The following is a 21477-nucleotide window of genomic DNA, read 5'->3' as shown; positions in this document are numbered from 1 at the left end:
CCCCTTTCTCTCCAGCAACGCGGATCGACCACACAGCGGGCCTTAATCCTCGATGTCAGCACCCATTCTCGTGACCGGCGCTGCCGGCTTCATCGGCTTTCACGTGGCCGAAAGGCTTCTGAGGGACGGCCACCAGGTCGTCGGCGTGGATAGTTTCACGCCCTATTACGACGTGAGCCTGAAGGAAGCGCGTTTCGCCAAGCTCACGCCGCACAACGCCTTCGTGCCGGAACGGGTCGACCTTGCCGATCAGGGCGCCACGCAGGACCTTTTCCGACGCCACCGCTTTGAACGGGTCATCCATCTGGCGGCCCAGCCCGGCGTCCGCTTCGTCGACGTGACGCCCTATGCGAGATCGAACCTTGTCGCCTTCGTGAACATGCTGGAGGCTTGCCGGCACGCGGGCGTCCAGCACCTGGTCTATGCCTCGTCGAGTTCGGTCTACGGCGCCAATCGCAAGCTGCCCTTTTCCGAGCACGACATGGCGGACCACCCGATCAGCGTCTATGCCGCCACGAAACGGGCCAACGAGATGCTGGCGCATTCCTATGCCCACCTCTTCGGCCTGCCGGCCACGGGCCTGCGCTTCTTCACGGTCTACGGCCCCTGGGGGCGTCCTGACATGGCGGTCTACACCTTCACCCGCGCCATCGCGGAGGGCCGGGAAATCCAGGTGGCGAATGCCGGAAAGGTCTGGCGCGACTTCACCTACGTGGACGATATCGTGGAAGGCATCGTGCGCCTCGTCGACCGCCGGGCGAGCGGCGATCCTTCCTGGAACGCGATCGACCCCGATCCGGCCACCAGCAGCGCGCCGCACCGGGTCTACAACATCGGCAACGACCATCCGGAAGAGGTGAATCGGCTGATTGCGCTGATCGAGGATGCTCTCGGCCGGAAAGCGATCCGGGTCGACAAGCCCCTGCCCCCGGGAGACGTGCTGGAAACCCGTGCCGATGTCTCTGATCTGCGCCGCGACGTGGGCTTTGCGCCCGCGACCTCCCTGGAGGAGGGCGTTCGCCGGTTCGTGGCCTGGTACAGGGACTATCATGCTGGCTGATCACTCCCTCCTGGGCATTCCGGCGGCGGCCCTGCTGACGGTGATCCTGATCCTTGTGCTGAGGCCGCTGCTCGTTCGCTATGCCCTGGCGCGCCCCAACGCGCGCTCCAGCCACAAGACGCCGACCCCGCAGGGCGGGGGCATCGCCATCATGGCTGCGGTGCTGATCGTGGTGATCGCCGGCGCCGTATTCTCCCCCTGGGCTCCCGAATGCGCCTGCGCCGACATGGGTCTGCGCGGGCTGCTGTCATTCCATCTGAGCCGGGACCCGGTGGTCGTGGTGCTGGGAGCCGCGACCCTGCTGGCCCTGGTCGGAGCCTGCGACGATATTCGTCCCCTTCCGGCGGTTCCGAGGCTGATCCTGCAGTTCCTCGCGGTCTTCCTGGTTGTTATGGCCGCGAAGGTCCGGCTTTTGCCGGACATCGTGCCGTTCTGGCTTGAAACCACGATCCTGATCGTCGGCGGTGTCTGGTTCGTGAACCTCGTCAACTTCATGGACGGGCTCGACTGGATCACCGTCGCCGAGATGGTCCCGATCACGGCGTTCCTGACCTTCCTGGGTCTCCATGTCGACGGGCCGTTCGCGATTTTCACCCTGGGTTCCGGCCCGCTGCTCGCGAGCGCCCTTTGCGGAGCGCTGCTCGGCTTTGCCGTCTTCAACAAGCCCGTGGCCCGGCTCTTCCTGGGCGATGTCGGCTCGCTGCCCATCGGCCTCATGGTGGGATGGCTGCTCCTGATGCTCGCGCGGAACGGCGCGTTCGCGGCCGGCCTCCTGCTGCCGCTCTACTACCTGATGGACGCCACCATCACGCTCCTGCGGCGGCTTGCCCGCGGAGAGAAGGTGTGGGAGGCCCATCGCAGCCATTTCTACCAGAAGGCCACCGACAACGGGTTCTCGGCCCTGGCCGTGAGCGCGCATGTGTTCTGTCTGAACCTTGTCCTCGCGGGACTGGCCGCCATAACCCTTGTCTGGCCCGCACCGGCGGTTCAGCTTCCGGCCCTGGCCGCAGGGCTGATCCTGGTCGGCCTGATGCTCAGGCACTTTTCCCGTCCGCGTCCGGAGTTTGCCCGATGAATACCCCGCTGATCGCCCTGACCGGCGCGACCGGCTTTATCGGCCGCCATCTGCTCACGGAGCTGCCGAAGCGCGGCTATCGGGTCCGCGTCCTTCTCCGCCGTCCCGCCGACGTCCCGGCCGGCGCCGCGAGCGCCGTGATCGGCGACATTGCGCAGCCCTTCAACATGGCGGCGGCTCTGCGCGATGTGGACGCCGTAATCCACTCCGCAGGCCTCGCCCATGCCATGTCGGGCCTGCCGGAGGACGATTATCGCGCCATCAACACGCAAGGAACGATCAGGCTGGCCCAGGCCGCCGAGCGGGCCGGCGTGAAGCGCTTCGTTTTCCTGTCCTCCATCCGGGCCCAAAGCGGACCCGTGGCGGCGGGCGTGCTGACGGAGGATCTCCCGCCGGAGCCGACAGACCCCTACGGGCGCTCGAAGCTCGAGGCCGAACGGGGCCTTGCGGATCTCGGAATCGATTGGGCGGCCCTGCGGCCGGTCCTGGTCTATGGTCCGGGCGTGAAGGGCAACATGGCGGCGCTCCTGTCCCTGGCCCAGTCGCCCTGGCCCTTGCCGCTCGGCGGCTTGCGGGCCCGGCGCTCTCTTCTGTCCCTCGACAACCTGACGGCGGCGGTGGACGCGATTCTCAAGGTCGAGGGCACGTTGCGGCGGCCGTTCATCGTGGCGGACCCGGAGCCCGTATCCGTCCCGGACATCGTCACGGCCTTGCGGGCCGGGCTCAATCGCGGGCCGGGTCTCATTCCGGTTCCGGCCATGCTCCTGAAAGCCGCCGCGTCACTGGCCGGACGTCACGAGGCCTATGAACGGCTGGCCGGCTCCCTCGTGGCCAGTCCGGCCGCCTTGAGACAGATCGGCTGGGAACCGGTTATTGCGACGCGAGACGGGCTGGCGCGGCTGGCAGCTCAGGCGTCTTCGTCCGCCGGGTGAATTCCGGAATCGCCTCTTCAAACACCTCCTCGGCGGCCGCCCGGTCTCCGGCCTTCACGGCCTTTGCCAGTCGTTCGAGCCAGACCTGGACCCGTTCGCGGTCGGCGAAGATCGGCCGCGCCGCCATGACGCCGTCAACGCCGATCTCGGCGCGGGGCTCCTCCCGGGCGAAGAGGATCTCGTGCAGGCGCTCGCCCGGCCGGGTGCCGGTCACCGAGATTTCGATCTCCTCGCCGGGCTCGTAGCCCGCGAGGCGGATCATCCGTTCCGCCAGCTCGTATATCCGAACCGGCTGACCCATCTTCAGCACGTAGATCGACGTGCGATCGTCGCTCCTGGCGCCTTCCGTCAGCCGCCGTCCTTCCGCATCCGCATGGGACGCGGAGGTGAGCACCAGGTCCGCGGCCTCGCGGGTGGTCATAAAGTATCGCACCATGTCTGGGTGGGTCACGGTCACCGGACCGCCGCGGGCAATCTGAGCCTTGAACTTCGGCACCACGGACCCGACGGAGCCGAGCACGTTTCCGAAACGCACGGCGATGAGGCGGGTCGCCCGGTTCCGGTCCATGAATTCGGCGTCCAGGGCCTGCCCGTACATTTCGGCGATGCGCTTGGTGGCGCCGAGCATCGACACGGGATCGATGGCCTTGTCGGTGGAAATGATCACGATGGCGCTGGCCTCGACCTCCACCGCCGCATCCGCGACGTTCACGGAGCCGAACACGTTTGTCTTGATCCCCTCGGTCCAGTTCCGCTCGAGATACGGAACATGCTTGAGGGCGGCGGCGTGGAAAACCACATCCGGGCGGAAGCCGGCCATGATCTCGCGAATACGCTCGCGGTCGCGCACATCCGCCAGGACACCGTCCACGTCCGTGTCGCTGGACAGGAGCGTGGGGTTTTCCAGGATGTTGTGCAGGGACGGCTCGGAACTCTCGACGATGAGCAGGTGGCTGGCCCCAAAAGCGACGACGCGGGTGCAGATCTCGGATCCGATGGAGCCGCCGCCTCCCGTCACCAGCACGCGCTTGCCGCGAATGAAATTCTCCAGGCGTCCCCGGTCGATCTGAACCGTGGGACGCAGGAGCAGATCCTCGATCTCGAGGGGCGCCAGTTCCGCATCGCGCATGCCCTCGCCCAGGCTGGTGACGCGCACCAGGGGCAGACCGAGGCGGCGGGCGCGGGCGAGAAGCATGTCCGGATGGGCTTCCGGCGCCAAGGCGCTCGGGGTGGCGACGAGGCGGCGGATCGGAACGCCGCGCTCCTGGAAGTCCTGAATCACCTGATCCAGATCGGCAAAGGTGCCGAGAACCGGAACGCCGCGGATCGACTGGCCGAGCTCATCCGACCGATAGGACAGGACGCCTTTCGGCTGCAGCCGCTTGACCGCGCCGGACTCGATCGCCCGCAGCACCACTTCCGTGTCGCTGCCGCGGCCGAGCAGCAGGGTCGGCGTGTTGGCGTCGCGCTCGATGGTGTTGCGGGAGCGCGCGTACTTCACATACCGGAAGGCGAGGCGCGGACCGCCCAGCAGGAACATCTGGATCAGCCAGTAGAGGGCGATGGTGATCTTGCCGAAGAAGAAGGCGCCGAGCAGCTGCGGCGACACCAGCACGTAATCGATGACGAGGAGCGTCAGGGCCAGGACGGTCGTGGCCCGGAAGATGTTGAACAGATCGGGCAGGGACGCGAAGCGCCACTTGGACCGGTAGAGCTGGAAGAACCAGTATACGACACCCGCGAAGGCCACGAAGGGTGGCAGGAAGACAGGCAGCAGGCGCAAGCGCTCGTCGAGAAGAATGCCGTCGAAGCGCACGAAAAACGTCGCGAGAACGGCGATCGCCGTCATCACGAGATCATGCACGACAATAAGTACTTTCTTGAAATCCTGCCTGGTCATGGGCTCTTGTCACGTGGAGCAAGGCGGTATCCGCCGGGGCCGGGGCTTTGTCAATGTAAGGCTGTTTCTCCGACCGTTCGGCTCCGGCGGAAGAACCCTCAGGTCTGCGGCAGAGGCCGGTCGGCCACGACCACGAACCCACCGGTCTCATGGGCGATATGGGCCGCGATCCCGAAACTTCGGGCCAGGCGCTCTTCCGTCAGCACGGCCGATGGCGTGTCGTGCGCCTGCAGACGGCCGCGGTCGAGGAGCACGATCTCGTCGGCGAAGCGGGCCGCGAGGGTCAGGTTGTGCATGATGGCGACCACCAGGGCGCCCGCCCGGGCATGGGCCTTGAGTACCTCCAGCACCACGAGTTCGTGCCGGGGGTCGAGGGCGGCGATCGGCTCGTCCACCAGCAGCACGGGCGCCCTGGTGGCCAAGGCCCGTGCGAGGAGCGCCCTGGCACGCTCGCCCCCCGACAATTCCGTTGCGGGCCGGTCCTCATATCCCTGGAGACCGACCGCCGCGATGGCCGCCGCCACCGCCTCGCGGCCGTCGGGCGGAAGGGCGTCCGGGGCCTCGCCATGGGGAAGGCGCCCAAGGGCCACGACGCTTGCCACCGACAAGGGCCAAGCCACCTGCCCGCCCTGCGGCAGATAGGCGATGGTTCGCGCCCGTTCGGCGGCGCGCATCGTCCAGATCGACACGCCGCCGAGGGTGGCGCTGCCTTCCGAAGGCGCCATGAGCCCGGCGAGAGTCCGCAAGAGCGTCGATTTCCCGGCCCCGTTCGGTCCGACGACAACCGTCAGCCGGCCGGGCGGGAGCGTCAGGTCGATGCCGGAGAGGGCCTGGTTGCGCCCGAGCCGAACCGACAGGGAGCGGGCGGCGAGGGCGCTCATGCGGGCGTCTCCGAGAGTTCGGCTTTCCGGCGAGCGATGACCCACAGAAAGAACGGCACGCCCAGGATCGCCGTCAGGACGCCGATTTTCACCTCGACGTTCGACGGGATGAGGCGCACGGCGCAATCGGCCGCGAGAAGCAGGACGGCGCCCGCAAGGCCTGCCGGGACGAGCGTCCGGGCAGGATCGTAGCCCACGAAAGGCCGAATCAGATGAGGCGCCACGAGGCCGACGAACCCGATGGAGCCCGCGACCGCCACCGAGGCACCGGTGCCGATCGCCGCTCCGCCGACGATGAGGAGGCGCAGCCGGGCAACGTCGATGCCGAGGCTTTTCGCGGTCTCCTCGCCCAGGGCCAGGGCCCGCAATCCAGGGGCGGCCGCCAGGATCGCGAGGGTTGCGATCAGCACGAACGGCGCGGCGAGCCCCACATGGGCCATGGAGCGATCCTCGAACGAGCCGAGGAGCCAGAAGACGATTTCCGTGACGGCGAAAGGATTGGGCGAGAGGCTGATGGCGAGGGAGGTGCCGGCGCCGGCCAGGCTGCCGACCGCCAGCCCCGCCAGGACCAGCACCACCACCGTGGCGCTCCGGCCGGCCACGGTCACGACGAGGCCGATCGACACGAGCGCTCCGAGGATCGCCGCGATCGGCAACGCCCAGGACAACGCACCCGCAAGGCCGAAATACAGGACGATCACGGCCCCGAGGGCCGCCGCCTGGGGGGCGCCGAAGACCGCGGTGTCGGCCAGGGGGTTGCGCAGGAGGCCCTGCAGGCCCGCTCCGATGAGCCCGAAGATCCAGCCGATCAGGAGGCTCAGCAAGGTTCGCGGCAGGCGGATGTCGCGCACCACGATGCTGGCGCTGCCCTGGTCCGAGACGAGCGCCTTCATGGCCATGACAGGCGAGATCGGCGCCGGGCCGATGGCCAGCGAGGCGATCCCGAGAATCGCGGCGACGACAAGGAGGGTGAGGACGAGCAACGTCCGGGACGAGGGCATGGCGGCTGTTTCGTTACGCCCCGTGGCGATAGCAACAGCGAAGGGCAGTGTCATCCGTTCATTGCGCCCACCCGCGATTCCCGCCTCGCGCGGTCGCCACGAATCATGAGCCTAAACCCGCTTCGACACCGTCCCAGTCCATGCTACGAACGGACACCACCTTGCGTCACCATGAATGAGAGCGCCGTATGAACCCGATCTTCGCCAATCTCCCCACAACCGTGTTCGAGGTGATGTCGAGCCTGGCGCGGGAGACGGGCGCCATCAATCTGGGGCAGGGATTTCCGGACGATCCGGGACCGGAGGACGTGCGCAGCAAGGCAGCGGATGCCGTCCTGAACGGCTATAACCAATACCCGTCGATGATGGGCCTTCCCGAGCTGCGCAGCGCCATCGCGGCCCATTACAAGCACTGGCAAGGTCTCGATCTCGACCCGAACACCGAGGTCATGGTCACCTCCGGCGCAACGGAAGCCCTGGCCGGCGCGATCCTGGGGCTCGTCGAGCCGGGCGACGAAGTGGTGCTGTTCGAGCCCATGTACGACGCCTACCTGCCGCTCGTGCGCCTCGCCGGCGGAATTCCCCGGTTCGTCACCTTGCAGCCGCCCCACTTCCGCCTGACCGAGGAAGCGCTGGCGAAGGCGTTTTCGCCCAAGACCAAGGCGGTGGTGTTCAACAATCCCCTCAACCCCACGGCGACGATCTTCTCGGCCGAGGACCTGGCTCTCCTGGCCGAATTTTGCCGCCGTCACGACGCGATCGTGATTTCCGACGAGGTCTGGGAGCACGTGGTCTTCGACGGTCGCCGGCATCAGCCGGTGCTGGGCCTCGACGGCATGCGGGACCGGGCGGTGAAGATCGGCTCGGCGGGCAAGATCTTCAGCCTCACGGGCTGGAAGGTCGGCTTCGTGTGCGCCGCGCCGCACATCCTCAAGGTCCTGGCCAAATCCCATCAATTCCTCACGTTCACGACGCCGCCCAACCTCCAGGTCGCGGTGGCGTACGGACTTGCCAAGGAGGACGGCTATTTCGAAACCATGCGCCGGGACTTCGCCCGCAGCCGCGACCGTTTCGCAGCGGGCCTGAACACCCTCGGGTTCGACGTCATTCCGAGCCAGGGGACGTATTTTCTCAACATTGACATCGCGCCCTTGGGCGAGACGGACGACGTCGCCTTCTGCCGCCGTCTCGTCACGGAGCATGGGGTTGCGGCGATTCCGGTCTCGGCATTCTATGCGCAGGGCGCCGTGAGGAACGTGGTGCGGTTCTGTTTCGCCAAGAAGGATGCGACCCTCGATGCCGGCCTGGAGCGCCTGGCCGAAGCAGCCCGCAAGGCCGCCTAAAGAACGAAGAACATTGCCTTTTTCCGGCGTTGTGTCCGCCGCCGGAACCTCATAGCCTGCGATCCCCGATCCGCGATCCTGTTTCGCGGCTCAACCACAAGGAGTCCCACCCTCGATGATCCGTCTTTTCGTTTCGCTGGTCATGGCCCTCGGCCTCGCGACCGCGGCGGCCGCTCAGGAGCGCGTCGTCAACGTCTACAACTGGTCCGACTATATCGACCCGAAGGCTTTGGACGAGTTCACGAAGACGACCGGCATCAAGGTCGTCTACGACACCTACGACAACAACGAGATCGTCGAGACCAAGCTGCTCGCGGGCAAGTCCGGTTACGACATCGTCGTCCCGTCCGGCCCGTTCCTGCAGCGGCTGATCGGCGCCAAGATCTTCCAGAAGCTCGACAAGGCGAAGCTTCCGAACCTGTCCCATCAATGGCCGGACATCACCCAGCGTCTCGCCGTGTTCGACCCAGGCAACCAATTCGCCGTCAACTACATGTGGGGCACGACGGGGCTCGGCATCAACGTGAAGAAGGTGCGTGAGATTCTCGGCAACGACATGCCGCTCAACACCTGGGACCTGGTGATGAAGCCGGACATCGCCTCCAAGCTCAAGGCGTGCGGCATCTACATGCTGGACAGCCCCGAGGACCTGTTTCCGGGCGTGCTCGCCTATCTCGGCCTGAACCCCGATTCCAAGCGCAACGAGGATCTGACGAAGGCGGGCGATGCCCTGTTCCGCGTCCGCGGGAACATCCAGAAATTCCATTCCTCGGAATACATCAACGCTCTTGCCAACGGCGATATCTGCGTCGCGGTGGGCTATTCCGGCGACATGATCCAGGCGAGGAAGCGCGCCGAGGAAGCCAAGAACGGCGTCGAGGTGGCCTATGTGATTCCCCGCGAGGGCGCTCTCATGTGGTTCGACAACTTCGCGGTGCCCGCGGATGCCAAGAACGTGGCCGAGGCGCATGAATTCATCAATTTCATGCTCAAACCCGAAATCGCGGCCATGAACACCAATTTCGTGTCCTATGCGTCCGGCAATCTCGCCGCGAAGAGCTTCGTGAAGCCCGAGATTCTCAACGATCCGGGCATTTATCCGGACGAGGCGACGTTCAAGCGGCTGTTCACCAACACCGCCTATGACGAGCGCTCCCAGCGGACCGTCACCCGTCTGTGGACCCGCGTGAAGACCGGGCGTTAATCCGCCGCTCAGAATGGCGCCGCCATTCTGCCGGCCAGCTTTGGTGCTCCGCCCTCAAGGCGGAGCATTTTTCATGACGGAGTGCCCTGATCATGCGCCTTGCCACCCTGGCGATCGTCGCCACGTTCCTCGCCGCGACCCCTGCCCTTGCAGAGGACTCGACACATCCGCCCACCGCCACCGTCAGCGTCCTGGGGACCGGCGAGGCGCAATTGAAGCCTGACTTCGCCCGGCTGGTCGTCGCCGTGGAGACGCAGGGCGACACGGTCGGCAAGGTGGTCGAGGCGAATCGCGTCTCCTCCGACGAGGTTCTGTCCCGGCTCCAAAGCCTCGGGATCAAGAAAGAGGATATCCGGACCGAGAATTTCCAGGTGTTCCAGACGCCGGCCCGGGTCGACAACCTCGGCAAGGAGATCAAGACTCCGAAGTTCACCGCCAACCACCGCCTGCGGATCACCACCCGGGATCTGGAAGGTGTCGGCCGCCTTGCCGGTGAGATCCTGGCCAGCCCCAACATGCTCTTCCAGTCGGTGATCTTCGGCCTCGACAAGCAGGAAGAGGGGGGCGACGAGGCTCGCCGGGCGGCTGTCCGGGACGCCAAACGGCAAGCCGAGCTCTATGCTCAGGCGGCCGGCGTGACGCTCGGCCGGATCCTTGAGATCCGTGACGGCTCGGCACAGCCCTACGAGGCCCCGCAGGGGGGCCTGCGCATGCGGGCGATGAAAGCGGACGTCCAGGCCGAGGAAATCCCGATCGTGCCGCCCAACACCCTGCGCTACACGTCCACCATTCAGATGGTGTGGGAGATCGCGCCGAAACCGTAAGGCCGCATCGCCGATCCTGGGGGCGGCCCGTAGCGGAGCGGAGGCACAAGGGGCTCCGTCCCTGCGCGAAATCCCTCAGGCCGCCTTCGGCAGCTCGGTCATGATCGCATAAAGGGCGCTCGCGTCGCGGGTGGCGCGAATCCGCTCCACCAGACCGGGCTCGCGCAGGACGCGGGCGACCCGGGCGAGGGCCTTGAGATGGTCTGCGCCGGCGCCCTCGGGAGCGAGCAGCAGGAACAGCACATCGACCTGCTGGCCATCGAGAGCCTCGAAGTCGATCGGTTTGTCGAGCCGGGCCATCAGGCCGAAGATCCGGTCAAGGCCCGCCAACTTGCCGTGAGGAATGGCGATTCCCTCGCCGATGCCTGTGGAGCCCAGGCGCTCCCGCTGCAGCAGGGCCTCATAGATGGTGTTCTCGCTCAGGCCGACCAGCTTGGCCGCGTGAGCGGAGATCTCCTGCAGGGCCTGCTTCTTGCCGCTGACGCGCAGGGCAGGCAGAACAGCCTGGGGATCAAGAAAATCCAGCAAAGGCATCGATCAAGCTACATCCGTTGTGAAGCCGACACGGCCTCGCGCCCTTCCAAGCAAATCTCGGGCCAAAATGGAAGGCGACCTTAAGATTGGCCTAGCGGCGGATCGACCCAGCCGATCGCCCCGTCGCTGCGGCGGTATACGACGTTCACGCGGCCGGTGCTAGCATGGATGAAGACAAGTGCTGGGACTCCCGTCAGGTCGAGCTGCATGACGGCATCGCTGACGGAGAAACGATGCAACGGCTTCGTGGTCTCCGCAATGACCACGGGGTGGTATGCCTCTTCCTGGACGGTTTCGTCGGTCGGCGGCTCGAACACCGCGTAAGGGGCCTCGACGGCCGTATCGCGCCCGTTGCGGGTCACCGGGTGCTCCTTGAGCCGCTGCTTGTAGCGGCGCAGGCGCTTCTCGATTCGCTCGGCGGTCTGATCGAAGCTCGCATAGGCGTCGACGGCAGCGCCGGAGGCTTCCAGGGTCATGCCGGTGGGCAGATGGAGCACGCAATCTGTCCGAAAGCCGCCGCCGTCCCGGGTGACGGTGACATGTCCCTTGTAGTCTCCGTCGAAATACTTGGTCAGCGCCGTCGCCATCCGGGCTTGAACCTGGGATCTCAAAGCCTCTCCGATATCGAGATTCTTACCGGATACCCGTAGCATCATTTCATCCCTCGTTGTTCTGCGGCACGCCGCGTTCTGATGGGCGACAGACGGATGATGACGCTTCCTGCGCTCAATACAAGACTTGACGGCGCTCATTAGGACGCATGACGATGCCTCCCCCGTGCGCGGCGCTCGGTCGAGGACGGAATGCGCAAAGCTTCCCGATACTTGGCCACGGTCCGTCTGGCGATAGAGATGCCATCCGCCTTCAATTTTTGGGCAATTGCATCGTCCGACAGCACTTTTTCGGGATCTTCCGCCATCACGAGCTGGCGGATCCGGTGCTGGACGGAACGGGCCGCATGCTCTGCGCCCGCCTCTCCCTGGAGCGCGCTTCCGAAGAAGAATTTCATGGGAAGCGTCCCGCGAATCGTCCCGAAAGCCTTGTTGGCGGTGACCCGGGAGATGGTTGATTCGTGCAGACCCGTCTCCTCCGCGACGTCCCGTAACGTCAAGGGTCGCAGGCCGGGGATGCCCTGCCGGAAAAAAGCCTCCTGGTGCCGCACGATCGCCGTTGCGACCTTGAGGATCGTCGTGGCCCGCTGGTCGAGGCTGCGGGTCAGCCAGTGAGCGGTCTGCAGGCAATCGGTCAGGAAGGCTTTATCGGTTTCGCTGCGAGCGGACGGGACCACCCGGGCGTAATAGGATCTGTCGAGCAGGACCCTCGGGAGCGTTTCAGGGTTCAACTCAACCAGGAAGCCGCCGGCGGGATCCTGACGCACGAGGACATCCGGCACCAAAAGGTCGATCGCCGCGGATGAAAAGGCCAAGCCCGGTTTCGGATCGAGGCGGCGAAGCCGCCCCAGCAGATCCTTGACCTGCTCCTCCCCCAGGCCGCAAAGGCGCTCCAGTCCGGCAAGGTCGCGTTTCGCCGCCAGATCGAGACGGGTCAGCAGACGTTGCATCGGATCGTCGAGAAGGCCGCGCTCGCGCAGCTGCAGCGAAAGGCACTCCACGAGATCGCGTGCTCCGACCCCGGTCGGATCGAGGCTCTGGACGACGGCGAGGGCGGCTTCCACCTCGACCGGCGTGCGGCCGAGGCGATCCGCGATCTCGCCAACCTCGTCCCGGAGATAACCTGCCTCGTCGAGGCTATGGATGAGATCCCGGCCGACCAGGCGCAGAAGCGGGTCCGTGGTCGCGAGATCGAGCTGCGCTTCGAGATGCTGCGCGAGGCTCACATGCTGGGCCGAACCGCCCTCCCCTTCGGAAGCGTGCTCGCTCGGCGCCGACGAGCCCCCGGAAAGGCCGGCTCCCTTCGCCATGGCGGCCTGGCGACGGCTGGCCGGGAGAGAGGGAAAGATCCGTCCGACGAGGGACGCTTCCCGGGTCTTCCGGGCGGCTGGCGAAAGCGGCAGGGGGTGAGCGGCCGAGTCGGCCTCGATCGTCTGGAGCAGAGGATTTCGCTCAAGCTCCGCTTCCACGAAGGCGCACAGCTCAAGATGGGACAGCTGCAGGAGCTTGATCGACTGAAGCAACTGCGGGGTCAGGGTCAGGGATTGCCCCTGACGCAGTTCCAACCGTTGCGTTGACGTCATGACCTCATCCCGGAAGCGCGGCCGTATGATTGCTCATGCGGCTTCAAGATCTATCGCGCCATTCCGGCCCCGTCAAAGGCGAAGCCGCAGCATCAGAGACGGAAATCCTCACCCAGATAGAGGCGACGGACATCCTCGTTGGCCACGATCGCATCGGGGTGGCCTTCCGTCAGCACGCGTCCGGAATGGATGATATAGGCCCGGTCGATCAGCCCGAGAGTCTCGCGGACGTTGTGGTCGGTGATCAGCACGCCGATGCCGCGGCGGGTCAGATGGCGCACGAGGTTCTGAATGTCGCCGACCGCGATCGGGTCGATGCCCGCGAACGGCTCGTCCAGAAGCATGAAGGTCGGCTCGCCCGCGAGCGCGCGGGCGATTTCGCAGCGCCGCCGCTCACCGCCCGACAGCGCGATCGAAGGAGCCTTGCGCAGCCGCGTGATGTTGAACTCGTCCAGCAAAGCGTCGAGCTTGCGCTCCCGCTCCTTGCGGCTGGGCTCGACGATCTCGAGCACGGCCCGAATGTTGTCCTCCACGTTGAGGCCGCGGAAAATCGAGGCCTCCTGCGGAAGATAACCGATCCCCAAGCGGGCCCGCCGGTACATGGGCAGGTTGGTCACATCGTGCCCGTCGAGGCTGATGAGACCCCGGTCGGCCGAAACGAGGCCGGTAATCATGTAGAAGATCGTGGTCTTACCCGCCCCGTTGGGACCAAGCAGGCCCACCGCCTCACCGGCGCGGACGTTGAGGGCAGCGTCGTGCACGACGGTGCGGCCCCGATAGCTCTTCTGGAGGCCCTTCACCGCCAGGGTGCCCGGTCCGCCGAAGGTCGCCTGACCGCCCTGCGGATCGAAAACCGGCAGATGTTGATCCGTCGGAACGCTCATGAAGGGCCCCTTGGACGAGGGGGCGCGAGAACGATTGAAAAGGGTTTTCAAGGGAATGAACCGCTACGAAATATGAAACCGGGACAGACCAGCGACGTCAGTTCGTCGCCGGCTTCTGCGGCTTGGGCTTGGCGGCCGGGGCGGCGGCTCCTCCCGGGGCAGCGGGCTTGCCCTCGGTACCGCTCCCGGGAACAAAGAGCGCGCGAACGCGCCCGCCAGGCTTGGTCTCGACATTGGCAACGCCCGTGTTCAGGTCGTAAACCACCCGTTCTCCGCGTGTGACGTTGGGGCCGTCGCTGAGGGCTGCGTTGCCGATCAGATAGATCTTGTTGGCCACCCGATCGAAGGATGCGTTGTCGCCCGTCGCGACCTGGGTCTTCGACACGATGGTGACCGGCCCCTTGCAATCGATCTTCTTGATCGCGCTGTCGTCGGCGCCCGGCGCTGCGGGACCGCTGTTCTGACCGTCGCGCTTCTGCTCGTACAGCACCGTCATCAGGGTGCAGTTCATGGTGCTGTCGCCCTGCACGGCCACCACGTTGCCGGTAAAGACCGCGCGGCCTTCCTTGTCATAGACGTCGAGCTGGTCGGCATCGATCTTGATCGGCTCCTTGCTGGCGCCGAAATTGCCGAACCCGGCAGCCCGCTCCTTCCCCGCCGGCTGAGACGGCTGCGCGGCGGCGGTCTGAATGGCGGCCGGGGCCGAGAGAGCGAGCGCGCTCAGGAGCGCCATGTGGTGAAACATCGTCATGGGCGGAGACTTGTCGGTTGCGCCGGCAGCTCGGGCTGGCCCGCGGCAGGGGGAGAGGAAGAGGCGGCATCGTTAGCGAACGTGGTGCGGACGCGGCCCTTGAAATGCATGTTTTTGCCGTTCTCCGTCACTTCCAGGCCCGTCGCCTCGATGAGGCCGTTGCTGAGAGTCACGGTGACGGGCTCCTCGGACAAAACCCGGCCGGCCTTGAAATCCACGAAAGCGGAACGGAGATCCACCTGCTGGCCCGCATCCGTGTGGACCCGGACGCTGTCGCGGAGGTTCATCTGCTCCTTCTGGGTGTCGAGCACCCCGAAGGCGGCCTGAAGCCGAGCCGCACTGCCCTTGTCGTCGGTCACGATCCGGGCGCGAAGCTCTTTGAGTTCGACGAAATTGGGCTTACGGACATCCTGCACAGCCTCGCTGGCCGTCACTTCATAGGGCCGATTATCGTTGCGGAAACCCGTGAGCTTGGGGCTCTGCATGGTGACCTGAGTTCCGCTGACGCCGATCGCACCGACCGATAGGCCCTGGATATTGCGAAAGGGGTTGAAGTACGCGAGCAGGACCACGATTCCCAGCGCCAGGACGGACCCGAGCGGGATGGCGATCTTGGCGAAACGAACCCAGCGGGAATGGCGGCGGGCCCTGGAAAAATCGCGCAGGCGCGAGCTCGACCGCGCGGCCGAACCGTTTCCCGTCATGATTCCCTTTGCTCCGGCCACCCCTGAGATCCTCTTTCCGCCAATGAGGCGATGCGCCATGGCCGATGGCCGTGGCGAAGTTATGACGGGATATGAGGTTATATCCTCAAAAGTTTAAGGGCCCGTCAACTATGCGCGAAAATGTCCGTCTCCGGCCAGCCGAGAAGATCGAGCTGAGCCCGGGTGGGCAGGAACGAGAAGCACTGATGGGCGATTCCGAGGCGGTTTTCCCGTTCCAGCATCCCGTCGAGCTTCTCCTTGAGGGCGTGGAGATGCAGAACGTCCGAAGCCGCATAGTCGAGCTGGGCCTGGGTCAGCGTATCGGCCCCCCAGTCGGACGATTGCTGCTGCTTGGACAGCTCGACCCCCAGCAACTCCCGTGACAGGTCCTTCAGGCCGTGGCGATCCGTATAGGTGCGCACGAGCCGGGACGCGATCTTGGTGCAATAGACCGGGCGGGGCATCACCCCGAAGGCATGAAACAGCACCGCGAGATCAAACCGGGCGTAATGGAAGATCTTGAGGACGCTCTCGTCGCCCAGGACGCGGATCAGGTTCTTCGGGGCGGGGGCATCCTTCAGAATCTGCACGACGTCGGCGCTGCCGTCGCCGGTCGAGATCTGCACGACGCAGAGCCGGTCCCGATGGGGATTGAGGCCGAGCGTCTCGGTATCGATCGCAATGGCCGGGCCGGGCCGGTAATCGGCGGGCAGATCGCCGCGGTGGAAGCGCGTGGTCATGAAGGATCTCGGTTTGAAAAAAGGCGGACGTGAGCCTCTAGCCTTTTCCCCCGGCGGCATCAACGCGCAACCTCCTGGCCGGCCCCCGGCAAGCCGCTCGGCGAAGCGCGCGCCTATTCCGCCAGGGAATGGAACGGGGCCCCTGGATCGTCGTTAAAACGACCTGACGTTCCTTATCGCGTCACGTTAGGGAGACGAAGTCATGCGCATCACCCTTCTCACAACGGTCGCCGCGGCAGTCTTATCCTTGAGCGTTGCGGCAATTGCCCAGACGAGCGGAGGAAGCTCGGGAGGCGCGTCGGGCGGTACGACAGGAGGAACTTCAGGGGGTGTTTCCAGCGGTTCCCCCGGCGCAGCTTCCGGAGGAATGTCCGGCGACGCATCCGGCGGGAGCGGCACGACCTTGAGGCCTTCTGACGGAACATCGAGCGGCACCGCGAATCCCGCAACGGGAACCGGCGGCGCGGCCAGCAATACAGGATCAGGCACGAACACCAGCGCCCCATCCCCGACAGGCAACGCTTCCACCGGCGCGCCGAACAACGCCCCGACGTCGGGTACGGCCGCGACGCAGACCCGAGATGCTCCGAACGCGACAGGCAGCACGACAACCAGCGTCTCGGTGTCCACGGAGCAGCGCACGGAAATCAGCCATGCCTTCAGGTCCGTTCGCGTGGAGCCTCTCAACAACGTGAATTTCACGGTCAGCGTCGGCTCCGTCGTCCCCACGACGGTCACTACGCTTCATACCTGCCCGAGCGACGTGGTGCGTATCCTTCATGGCTTGCCCGAATGCCGCTACGTGGTCATCCGCGACCAGATCGTGATCGTCGAACCCAAGACCCGCAAGATCGTGACGGTGATCGAGCGCCAGGGTTAAGGCCTCTGCCTCTTTTGGTTCCAGCGGCTGCGAAGCATCTCTTCGCAGCCGTTTTCCGTTGCCGCATCAAGCGAAGTCAAAGGCCGGAATCGGCAAGATGATTCCCTGATGAGGGAACGTTGTGCGGCGATGATCTTTCTTTAAGACGAGAGACCCGAAGGAGACACGACATGAAGACGCTTCTTGTTGCGTTGAGTACTGTGGTGATAGCCGCATCGACTTTCGCCGGATCGGCCGAGGCCCGCCCCGGACGCGGCCATGCCTACGGACATTACAAACATCACGGCGGTTATGCCTACGGCGCTCCGCGGGGCTACTATGCGCCACGCTATTACCGCCGCTCCAACAACGCCGCCATCGCCGCGGGCGTGACGGGCGCGATTATCGGTGGCGCTCTGAGCGCCGCAACGCAGCCTGCCTATCGCAGGCCTGCTTACGAGCCGCCGCGCCGCTATTACCAGGAAGATTATTATTACGATTATTGATGGGCGAAGGGGCGTTCGACCGAACGCCCCTTTTCCTTAAGTGACCTCACGCCGATGTACCCCGGGCCTGTTGCGCCAGGTCCACGAGCATCCGGCGTAGGTCGCCGACATTCTCGAGGGCCTTTGGAAACGTGAGGCGAAGGATTTCATCGCCGAGCGCCAGCTGAAGCCCTTCCGGATCGATTCCGACAAGCCGCCATGCTCCCTCCTGCGCTCCCAGGAGTTTCGTCGCATAAAGGCCCACAGCCTCGCGATGGTCCGTGTTCATGTGCTCGACGGCTCCGGCTTCACCCTCGTAGAAATCAGGAAAAGCGGACAGGTCGGCCAGAAGATCGGTCCGTTCCAGCCGATAAGCCCGGCCGAAGCCGCCGTTGAGGCTCCCCCAGGTCAGATTGAGCCGCCAGAACGAGAAATCCGGAAAATCCACGTAAAGCGCGGCCTTGGGGTGCTGCGCGAGATAGCGCCGCCGGATGTGTTGCGTCCGGGGGGCATCGCGCTCCAGTCTTTCGGCCTCGGCCAGGAGGGTCAGGCGTGGATGGGCCAGAGGATCGCCCTTGCCGATGGCCGATAAAAGAACCGAACAGCGCGGGTCGGCGGCGAGCAGGCGGGTGTGGGCCGAAAGCTCCGATGTCAGGATGAGCGGCGACCCGTCAAGATCGGTTCCGACCTGCACGAGGCTGGCAAAAGGTAGTCCGGCCGCGCCGTCATACGTTGCCAGCGCGCCGGACCGGGCCGTGCGCATCAGCCGCTTCGCCAACAGGCGAGCCTCGTCATCAACCGGCAGCATCGGGTCTTTCGTCATGGTGCTCTCATCCCTCAATCCCGACCGGCTTTCAAGACCGCCCGCCGTGTTTTGCACGAAGCGCCTCGAAGCGTTCCAACTGATCTGTCTTCAGGCTCCGATCCTCATTGCGTCCGACGAAAATCTTGAACATGACGCCCCCATCCTCATTGACGAACTGCACGGAGCAGGAACGCTTTCCGAAGAACGGCCTGTCGACGAAATAAATGAAGCGGCAACGGTCCGCACGCAAATGCCCGCCGATCGGGCTGTCGCCATGAATATTGAAGCTCCCGCGTCCGAAGGTTCCCGGCGGCACGCGGCCCTTGCATTCGAAGACGCCGTCGCGCGTATGCACGATGAAGGTAATTTCGCCCCATCCGGTGAGATCTCGCCAGATCTCCTCGAACAGGGTTCCCGGAACCGGCACGGCTGCGCCTTCCGGGAGGCAATCCAGCACGATCTGCAACGGAACCCCGTGGGCATCCGCGACGGATTCGAGAACGCCGTCAGGCTTTGCGGCGAGATCCTGCCGGATCAGGTCTTCGGCGGAACCGACCGTCATCGTCATTCCGCCGCCTTGAGAGCGGGACCGATGGTTTGAATGACCTCGAAACCTTCGAATTCGGGATGGCCGAGGGTCATGGGCTTGTTGTCGCCGGTGCTGGCGCGGGTATGTGACGAGCGAAACTGCTCCGAGCGTGTCCAGGCCTCGAAATTGGCTTTCGATGCCCACAGCGTATGGGAGGAATAGAGGATATGGTCCTCGCGCTCCGGACCACGCAGCATGTGGAATTCCAGAAAGCCTTCGAGTTCGTGGAGATAGCTTTCCCGCGAGAGCCAGCGCTGCTCAAAAGCGTCCGCCGCATCCTTGAGGACCTTGAAGCGGTTCATGGCGATAAACATGGCGATTTCCTTCTGTCGGATGTCAAAGCTCGGCGAGGATGTGGCGCGGGCGCCGCATTCCAAATCTGGATATGGGATGCCGGAAGCCCATGTCCTGCGCTGTCCGGTTTTTTTCTCGTGTTTTCACCGCGCGCCGGTTCGGCACCGAGGCGCGATGTTCTGGCGTCTCTCGGCTCAGCGGCTGGCAAATTTCACCGTCAGGCCGAATTTGGCCGTAAGGCCGGGACTTGGATTGCTGTTCTGATATTGAGTGTACTGCCGGTCGAAGACGTTCTGGATGGTCACGTCGCCGCTGATGTTCTCGTTGTAGCGATAGGACGCGAACAGATCGACGAGACCGTATCCCTTCTCCGGGTTGGTGACGGTTCGTTTGGTGTCGTCCACGAAGGTCAACCGGGTTCCGACCGTGAGCTTGTCATCCAGGAACCGGAAACCGATCGTGGTGCTGAAGCGGTTGGGCGCCACCGAGTTGAGCGGGGCGTTCGTGATCTCGTTCCTGCCGTTCACGATGGTGCCCGCCACAGTGACGAATCCCTGGCCCCAATCATAGGCGGCTTCCAGTTCCGCACCCTGAAGGCGGGCCTCGGCGATGTTCTGGTACTGCTGGTCCTGAATGCCGATGAGGCACAGCCGGGGCACGAACCGGCAGACGCTCGCCGGCATGCCGGGAACGACCGGGACATTGTAGACGGGCCCGACCGCGACCGTGTCGATGTAGTCGTCGATCTCGTTGCGGAAGACCGATGCCTTGGCGCGGAAACGGTCGCCGGCCGTCAGGACGCTGTCGTATTGGATATTGACCCCGCCCTCGAGATTGTGGGCCACTTCGGGACGAAGATTGGGATTCGGCAGGATGTTGAAGATCGGGAACGGATGGGAGCCCTGGATCAGGGTTTCCGTAATGGACGGCGCGCGGTAGCCTTCCGCGTATGTCCCGTAGAATTCGATCCCTTTGATCGGCTCGACGCCGATCGTGAGCTTCGGCGAGACACGCGAACCGTCCGAGCTGGTGCGCACGCTGCTTAGCTCGTAGCTGTCGAACCGCAGGGCCCCGATGGCACGCAGCCACGGCGTGAAGCGCACCTCGTCCTGGACGAAGGCGCCGATGAGCGTGCGATCGCCCGAAGGTGTGAAAGCGGATCCATAACCACCTGCGCGGTCGCGCGTGCGGCCTATGTCCTGCGCGCCGTCGACGCCGACCGTCAGCGCATGCGCGAGACCATGCGTCTCGAACCGGGCCGTGTTGTTGAAGTCGAACCCGGCCGTATCCATGCTGTAGTTCAGCGGCGCGCCGGGCCGGACCCCGAGGGCGCCGTAGGTCGAGGTCGGCGTGATGACGCGCTTCCGGTCTTCCGTGGTGGTGTAGTAGGCCTTCAGGCTCAGATCGAGCCAGGGTATATCGGGCCGGTTGAAGCGATAGCCGAGGGTGAACGTGTTCGCCGTGACGTCGTTCTTGAACCGGGTTCCGGCGCCCGTGTCGCCGTTATTGGTGAAATCGTAGTTCTGCAGCAGCGCAGAGCCGCTGACCGTGTGCCCATCCGCCGGATACAGGTTGAACTTGAACAGCCCCGAGGTCAGCTCGGAGTCGGAATCCCGGATCTTGTTGTTGTCGCCGTCGCGGTAATTGCCCGTATTGCGATAAAGGAACTGGCCGAACACGTCCGCGGCCGTTCCGATCCGCGCCCCGACCATGCTGTTCGTCAGGATACCCGCGCCGTTCGTGCCATAGCCGAACTTTTGGGTTGCGCCGTATTTCTCATCGGGATTGAGAATGTCGTCGATGGTCCGTGTGCGGAAGGAAACCACGCCGCCGATCGCGCCCGAGCCGTAGACGTTGGACACCGGCCCGCGCGTCACGTCGACCTGCCCGATCAGTTCGGGATCGAGATAGAAGGTGCCGTTCGCGCCGTGGCCGCTCACCTGATAATCCTGGCGCGCGCCGTCCACGAGCACGTTCACGCGGCCGAAATCCTGGAGGCCGCGAATGTTGATGGCCTGCCCCGGGTCCGTCCCGGTTTCCAGAACCGTCACACCGGGGACGCCCTGAAGCACGTCCGAGATGCGCGAGGATTGAAACAGATCGATCTGCTCCCGCGTGACGACGCTCGACCCGGCGAGATCGTTGATCACCTTGTTCTCGGTTTTACCGGAGGTGACCGTGATCGTATCGAGAAGCACCGCGTTGCCGTCATTCGGCACGGCAGCGGTCTGCGCGTGGGCAGCCCCCATCAAAGGCGCACCGGCCAGCGGCGCGAGAAGAAGAAGAGCCCCATGGGATGTGGACGCGCGAAGTCCTTCGCGCAGGAAGGTAATCATCCTGACGATTCCAGTCTTTTAACGATGTTTTTCTCGGTGACTGGCTGGCTCGCGGAGAACAGGTTCACGCTGGCTGGCTATC

The 21477-nt window shown here is 64.9% G+C and carries 23 protein-coding genes; 8 read left to right on the top strand and 15 right to left on the bottom strand.

The features are described 5' to 3' along the window. The first annotated feature begins 52 nt into the window (after positions 1-52). Genes LJD17_RS02150 through LJD17_RS02140 form a run of 3 tightly spaced genes read left to right on the top strand, consistent with a single transcriptional unit; the run spans position 53 to position 3067 of the window. The gene (locus LJD17_RS02150) at positions 53-1060 is read left to right on the top strand and encodes an NAD-dependent epimerase/dehydratase family protein (protein WP_227382357.1); all 1008 of its coding nucleotides are present in this window, start codon (positions 53-55) and stop codon (positions 1058-1060) included. After that, positions 1050-2135, top strand: coding sequence for an MraY family glycosyltransferase (locus LJD17_RS02145; protein WP_227382356.1), 1086 nt, complete (start codon positions 1050-1052; stop codon positions 2133-2135). Before LJD17_RS02150 ends, LJD17_RS02145 begins: the two co-directional genes overlap by 11 nt. After that, positions 2132-3067, top strand: coding sequence for an NAD-dependent epimerase/dehydratase family protein (locus LJD17_RS02140; RefSeq protein WP_227382355.1), 936 nt, complete (start codon positions 2132-2134; stop codon positions 3065-3067). Before LJD17_RS02145 ends, LJD17_RS02140 begins: the two co-directional genes overlap by 4 nt. Here the strand turns inward: LJD17_RS02140 and LJD17_RS02135 are convergent. From LJD17_RS02135 to LJD17_RS02125, 3 genes are all read right to left on the bottom strand, one after another. After that, entirely contained in the window at positions 3006-4967 is a 1962-nt protein-coding gene (locus LJD17_RS02135; RefSeq protein ID WP_227382354.1) for a nucleoside-diphosphate sugar epimerase/dehydratase, read from the bottom strand. The genes LJD17_RS02140 and LJD17_RS02135 overlap by 62 nt on opposite strands. Before the next feature lie 98 nt (positions 4968-5065). After that, the gene (locus tag LJD17_RS02130; protein WP_227382353.1) at positions 5066-5848 is read right to left on the bottom strand and encodes an ABC transporter ATP-binding protein; all 783 of its coding nucleotides are present in this window, start codon (positions 5846-5848) and stop codon (positions 5066-5068) included. Next, positions 5845-6903, bottom strand: coding sequence for a FecCD family ABC transporter permease (locus LJD17_RS02125; protein ID WP_406600747.1), 1059 nt, complete (start codon positions 6901-6903; stop codon positions 5845-5847). Before LJD17_RS02125 ends, LJD17_RS02130 begins: the two co-directional genes overlap by 4 nt. Positions 6904-7037: 134 nt before the next feature. Here LJD17_RS02125 and LJD17_RS02120 point away from each other — a divergent pair, with 134 nt between their 5' ends. The 3 genes from LJD17_RS02120 (at position 7038) to LJD17_RS02110 (ending at position 10220) form a co-directional block, all read left to right on the top strand. Beyond that, positions 7038-8192, top strand: coding sequence for an aminotransferase (locus tag LJD17_RS02120; protein WP_227382352.1), 1155 nt, complete (start codon positions 7038-7040; stop codon positions 8190-8192). 115 nt (positions 8193-8307) lie between these two features. After that, positions 8308-9396 (top strand): polyamine ABC transporter substrate-binding protein, encoded by a 1089-nt coding sequence (locus LJD17_RS02115; RefSeq protein ID WP_227382351.1) that lies wholly within the window; start codon positions 8308-8310, stop codon positions 9394-9396. Between the two features lie 92 nt (positions 9397-9488). Continuing rightward, positions 9489-10220 (top strand): SIMPL domain-containing protein, encoded by a 732-nt coding sequence (locus LJD17_RS02110; RefSeq protein ID WP_227382350.1) that lies wholly within the window; start codon positions 9489-9491, stop codon positions 10218-10220. A gap of 75 nt (positions 10221-10295) precedes the next feature. Here the strand turns inward: LJD17_RS02110 and ptsN are convergent, their stop codons facing one another. The 8 genes from ptsN to LJD17_RS24190 all read right to left on the bottom strand — a co-directional run bounded on the left by ptsN (position 10296) and on the right by LJD17_RS24190 (position 16729). Beyond that, entirely contained in the window at positions 10296-10754 is a 459-nt protein-coding gene (gene ptsN, locus LJD17_RS02105; protein WP_227382349.1) for a PTS IIA-like nitrogen regulatory protein PtsN, read from the bottom strand. Positions 10755-10834: 80 nt separating this feature from the next. After that, positions 10835-11410: a ribosome hibernation-promoting factor, HPF/YfiA family gene (gene hpf / locus LJD17_RS02100; RefSeq protein ID WP_227382348.1), complete on the bottom strand. Its 576-nt coding sequence runs from the start codon at positions 11408-11410 to the stop codon at positions 10835-10837. A gap of 95 nt (positions 11411-11505) precedes the next feature. After that, positions 11506-12948, bottom strand: coding sequence for an RNA polymerase factor sigma-54 (rpoN, locus tag LJD17_RS02095; RefSeq protein ID WP_227382347.1), 1443 nt, complete (start codon positions 12946-12948; stop codon positions 11506-11508). A 92-nt stretch (positions 12949-13040) separates the two neighbouring features. Beyond that, positions 13041-13832, bottom strand: coding sequence for an LPS export ABC transporter ATP-binding protein (lptB, locus tag LJD17_RS02090; RefSeq protein ID WP_227382346.1), 792 nt, complete (start codon positions 13830-13832; stop codon positions 13041-13043). A gap of 97 nt (positions 13833-13929) precedes the next feature. Beyond that, the gene (locus LJD17_RS02085) at positions 13930-14583 is read right to left on the bottom strand and encodes an LptA/OstA family protein (RefSeq protein WP_227382344.1); all 654 of its coding nucleotides are present in this window, start codon (positions 14581-14583) and stop codon (positions 13930-13932) included. Then, positions 14580-15287, bottom strand: coding sequence for an LPS export ABC transporter periplasmic protein LptC (gene lptC / locus LJD17_RS02080; protein WP_227382342.1), 708 nt, complete (start codon positions 15285-15287; stop codon positions 14580-14582). Before lptC ends, LJD17_RS02085 begins: the two co-directional genes overlap by 4 nt. A 125-nt stretch (positions 15288-15412) precedes the next feature. Continuing rightward, a complete protein-coding gene (locus LJD17_RS02075; protein ID WP_227382340.1) occupies positions 15413-16027 on the bottom strand; it encodes a ribonuclease D in 615 nt (204 codons plus the stop codon). Positions 16028-16213: 186 nt separating this feature from the next. Next, positions 16214-16729, bottom strand: a complete 516-nt coding sequence (locus LJD17_RS24190; protein ID WP_227382922.1) for a hypothetical protein — start codon at positions 16727-16729, stop codon at positions 16214-16216. Between LJD17_RS24190 and LJD17_RS24185 the strand changes: the two genes are divergently transcribed. After that, positions 16719-16907, top strand: a complete 189-nt coding sequence (locus LJD17_RS24185; protein WP_319799662.1) for a DUF1236 domain-containing protein — start codon at positions 16719-16721, stop codon at positions 16905-16907. The two genes, LJD17_RS24190 and LJD17_RS24185, sit on opposite strands and share 11 nt — an antisense overlap. Before the next feature lie 170 nt (positions 16908-17077). Next, complete coding sequence (locus LJD17_RS02060) at positions 17078-17392, top strand: hypothetical protein (RefSeq protein WP_227382336.1); 315 nt, start codon at positions 17078-17080, stop codon at positions 17390-17392. A 46-nt stretch (positions 17393-17438) separates the two neighbouring features. On the opposite strand, the gene LJD17_RS02055 is transcribed toward LJD17_RS02060, so the two are convergent. The 4 genes from LJD17_RS02055 to LJD17_RS02040 all read right to left on the bottom strand — a co-directional run bounded on the left by LJD17_RS02055 (position 17439) and on the right by LJD17_RS02040 (position 21395). After that, a complete protein-coding gene (locus LJD17_RS02055; protein WP_227382335.1) occupies positions 17439-18194 on the bottom strand; it encodes a HugZ family pyridoxamine 5'-phosphate oxidase in 756 nt (251 codons plus the stop codon). Between the two features lie 31 nt (positions 18195-18225). Then, positions 18226-18744 carry a heme utilization cystosolic carrier protein HutX gene (hutX, locus tag LJD17_RS02050; RefSeq protein WP_227382333.1) on the bottom strand — a complete coding sequence of 173 codons (519 nt, stop codon included), beginning with the start codon at positions 18742-18744 and terminating at the stop codon, positions 18226-18228. Further along, complete coding sequence (locus LJD17_RS02045; protein ID WP_227382331.1) at positions 18741-19079, bottom strand: antibiotic biosynthesis monooxygenase family protein; 339 nt, start codon at positions 19077-19079, stop codon at positions 18741-18743. Before LJD17_RS02045 ends, hutX begins: the two co-directional genes overlap by 4 nt. 174 nt (positions 19080-19253) lie before the next feature. Next, positions 19254-21395, bottom strand: coding sequence for a TonB-dependent hemoglobin/transferrin/lactoferrin family receptor (locus LJD17_RS02040; RefSeq protein ID WP_227382330.1), 2142 nt, complete (start codon positions 21393-21395; stop codon positions 19254-19256). Positions 21396-21477 lie beyond the last annotated feature (82 nt).

It is taken from the genome of Microvirga rosea, from assembly GCF_020595095.1.
GTDB lineage: Bacteria > Pseudomonadota > Alphaproteobacteria > Rhizobiales > Beijerinckiaceae > Microvirga > Microvirga rosea.
This window is presented reverse-complemented; position numbering and strand designations above follow the sequence as displayed.

Coding starts and splice junctions, on each gene's coding strand:
- LJD17_RS02055 (WP_227382335.1), bottom strand. CDS start 18,194: ATGACGAAAGACCCGATGCTGCCGGTTGATGACGAGGCTCGCCTGTTG.
- hutX (WP_227382333.1), bottom strand. CDS start 18,744: ATGACGATGACGGTCGGTTCCGCCGAAGACCTGATCCGGCAGGATCTC.
- LJD17_RS02130 (WP_227382353.1), bottom strand. CDS start 5,848: ATGAGCGCCCTCGCCGCCCGCTCCCTGTCGGTTCGGCTCGGGCGCAAC.
- LJD17_RS02060 (WP_227382336.1), top strand. CDS start 17,078: ATGAAGACGCTTCTTGTTGCGTTGAGTACTGTGGTGATAGCCGCATCG.
- LJD17_RS02085 (WP_227382344.1), bottom strand. CDS start 14,583: ATGACGATGTTTCACCACATGGCGCTCCTGAGCGCGCTCGCTCTCTCG.
- LJD17_RS02140 (WP_227382355.1), top strand. CDS start 2,132: ATGAATACCCCGCTGATCGCCCTGACCGGCGCGACCGGCTTTATCGGC.
- LJD17_RS02150 (WP_227382357.1), top strand. CDS start 53: ATGTCAGCACCCATTCTCGTGACCGGCGCTGCCGGCTTCATCGGCTTT.
- LJD17_RS02115 (WP_227382351.1), top strand. CDS start 8,308: ATGATCCGTCTTTTCGTTTCGCTGGTCATGGCCCTCGGCCTCGCGACC.
- lptC (WP_227382342.1), bottom strand. CDS start 15,287: ATGACGGGAAACGGTTCGGCCGCGCGGTCGAGCTCGCGCCTGCGCGAT.
- LJD17_RS02075 (WP_227382340.1), bottom strand. CDS start 16,027: ATGACCACGCGCTTCCACCGCGGCGATCTGCCCGCCGATTACCGGCCC.
- rpoN (WP_227382347.1), bottom strand. CDS start 12,948: ATGACGTCAACGCAACGGTTGGAACTGCGTCAGGGGCAATCCCTGACC.
- hpf (WP_227382348.1), bottom strand. CDS start 11,410: ATGATGCTACGGGTATCCGGTAAGAATCTCGATATCGGAGAGGCTTTG.
- LJD17_RS02040 (WP_227382330.1), bottom strand. CDS start 21,395: ATGATTACCTTCCTGCGCGAAGGACTTCGCGCGTCCACATCCCATGGG.
- LJD17_RS02135 (WP_227382354.1), bottom strand. CDS start 4,967: ATGACCAGGCAGGATTTCAAGAAAGTACTTATTGTCGTGCATGATCTC.
- LJD17_RS02120 (WP_227382352.1), top strand. CDS start 7,038: ATGAACCCGATCTTCGCCAATCTCCCCACAACCGTGTTCGAGGTGATG.
- LJD17_RS02110 (WP_227382350.1), top strand. CDS start 9,489: ATGCGCCTTGCCACCCTGGCGATCGTCGCCACGTTCCTCGCCGCGACC.
- LJD17_RS02145 (WP_227382356.1), top strand. CDS start 1,050: ATGCTGGCTGATCACTCCCTCCTGGGCATTCCGGCGGCGGCCCTGCTG.
- LJD17_RS02045 (WP_227382331.1), bottom strand. CDS start 19,079: ATGTTTATCGCCATGAACCGCTTCAAGGTCCTCAAGGATGCGGCGGAC.
- lptB (WP_227382346.1), bottom strand. CDS start 13,832: ATGAGCGTTCCGACGGATCAACATCTGCCGGTTTTCGATCCGCAGGGC.
- LJD17_RS02125 (WP_406600747.1), bottom strand. CDS start 6,903: ATGACACTGCCCTTCGCTGTTGCTATCGCCACGGGGCGTAACGAAACA.
- ptsN (WP_227382349.1), bottom strand. CDS start 10,754: ATGCCTTTGCTGGATTTTCTTGATCCCCAGGCTGTTCTGCCTGCCCTG.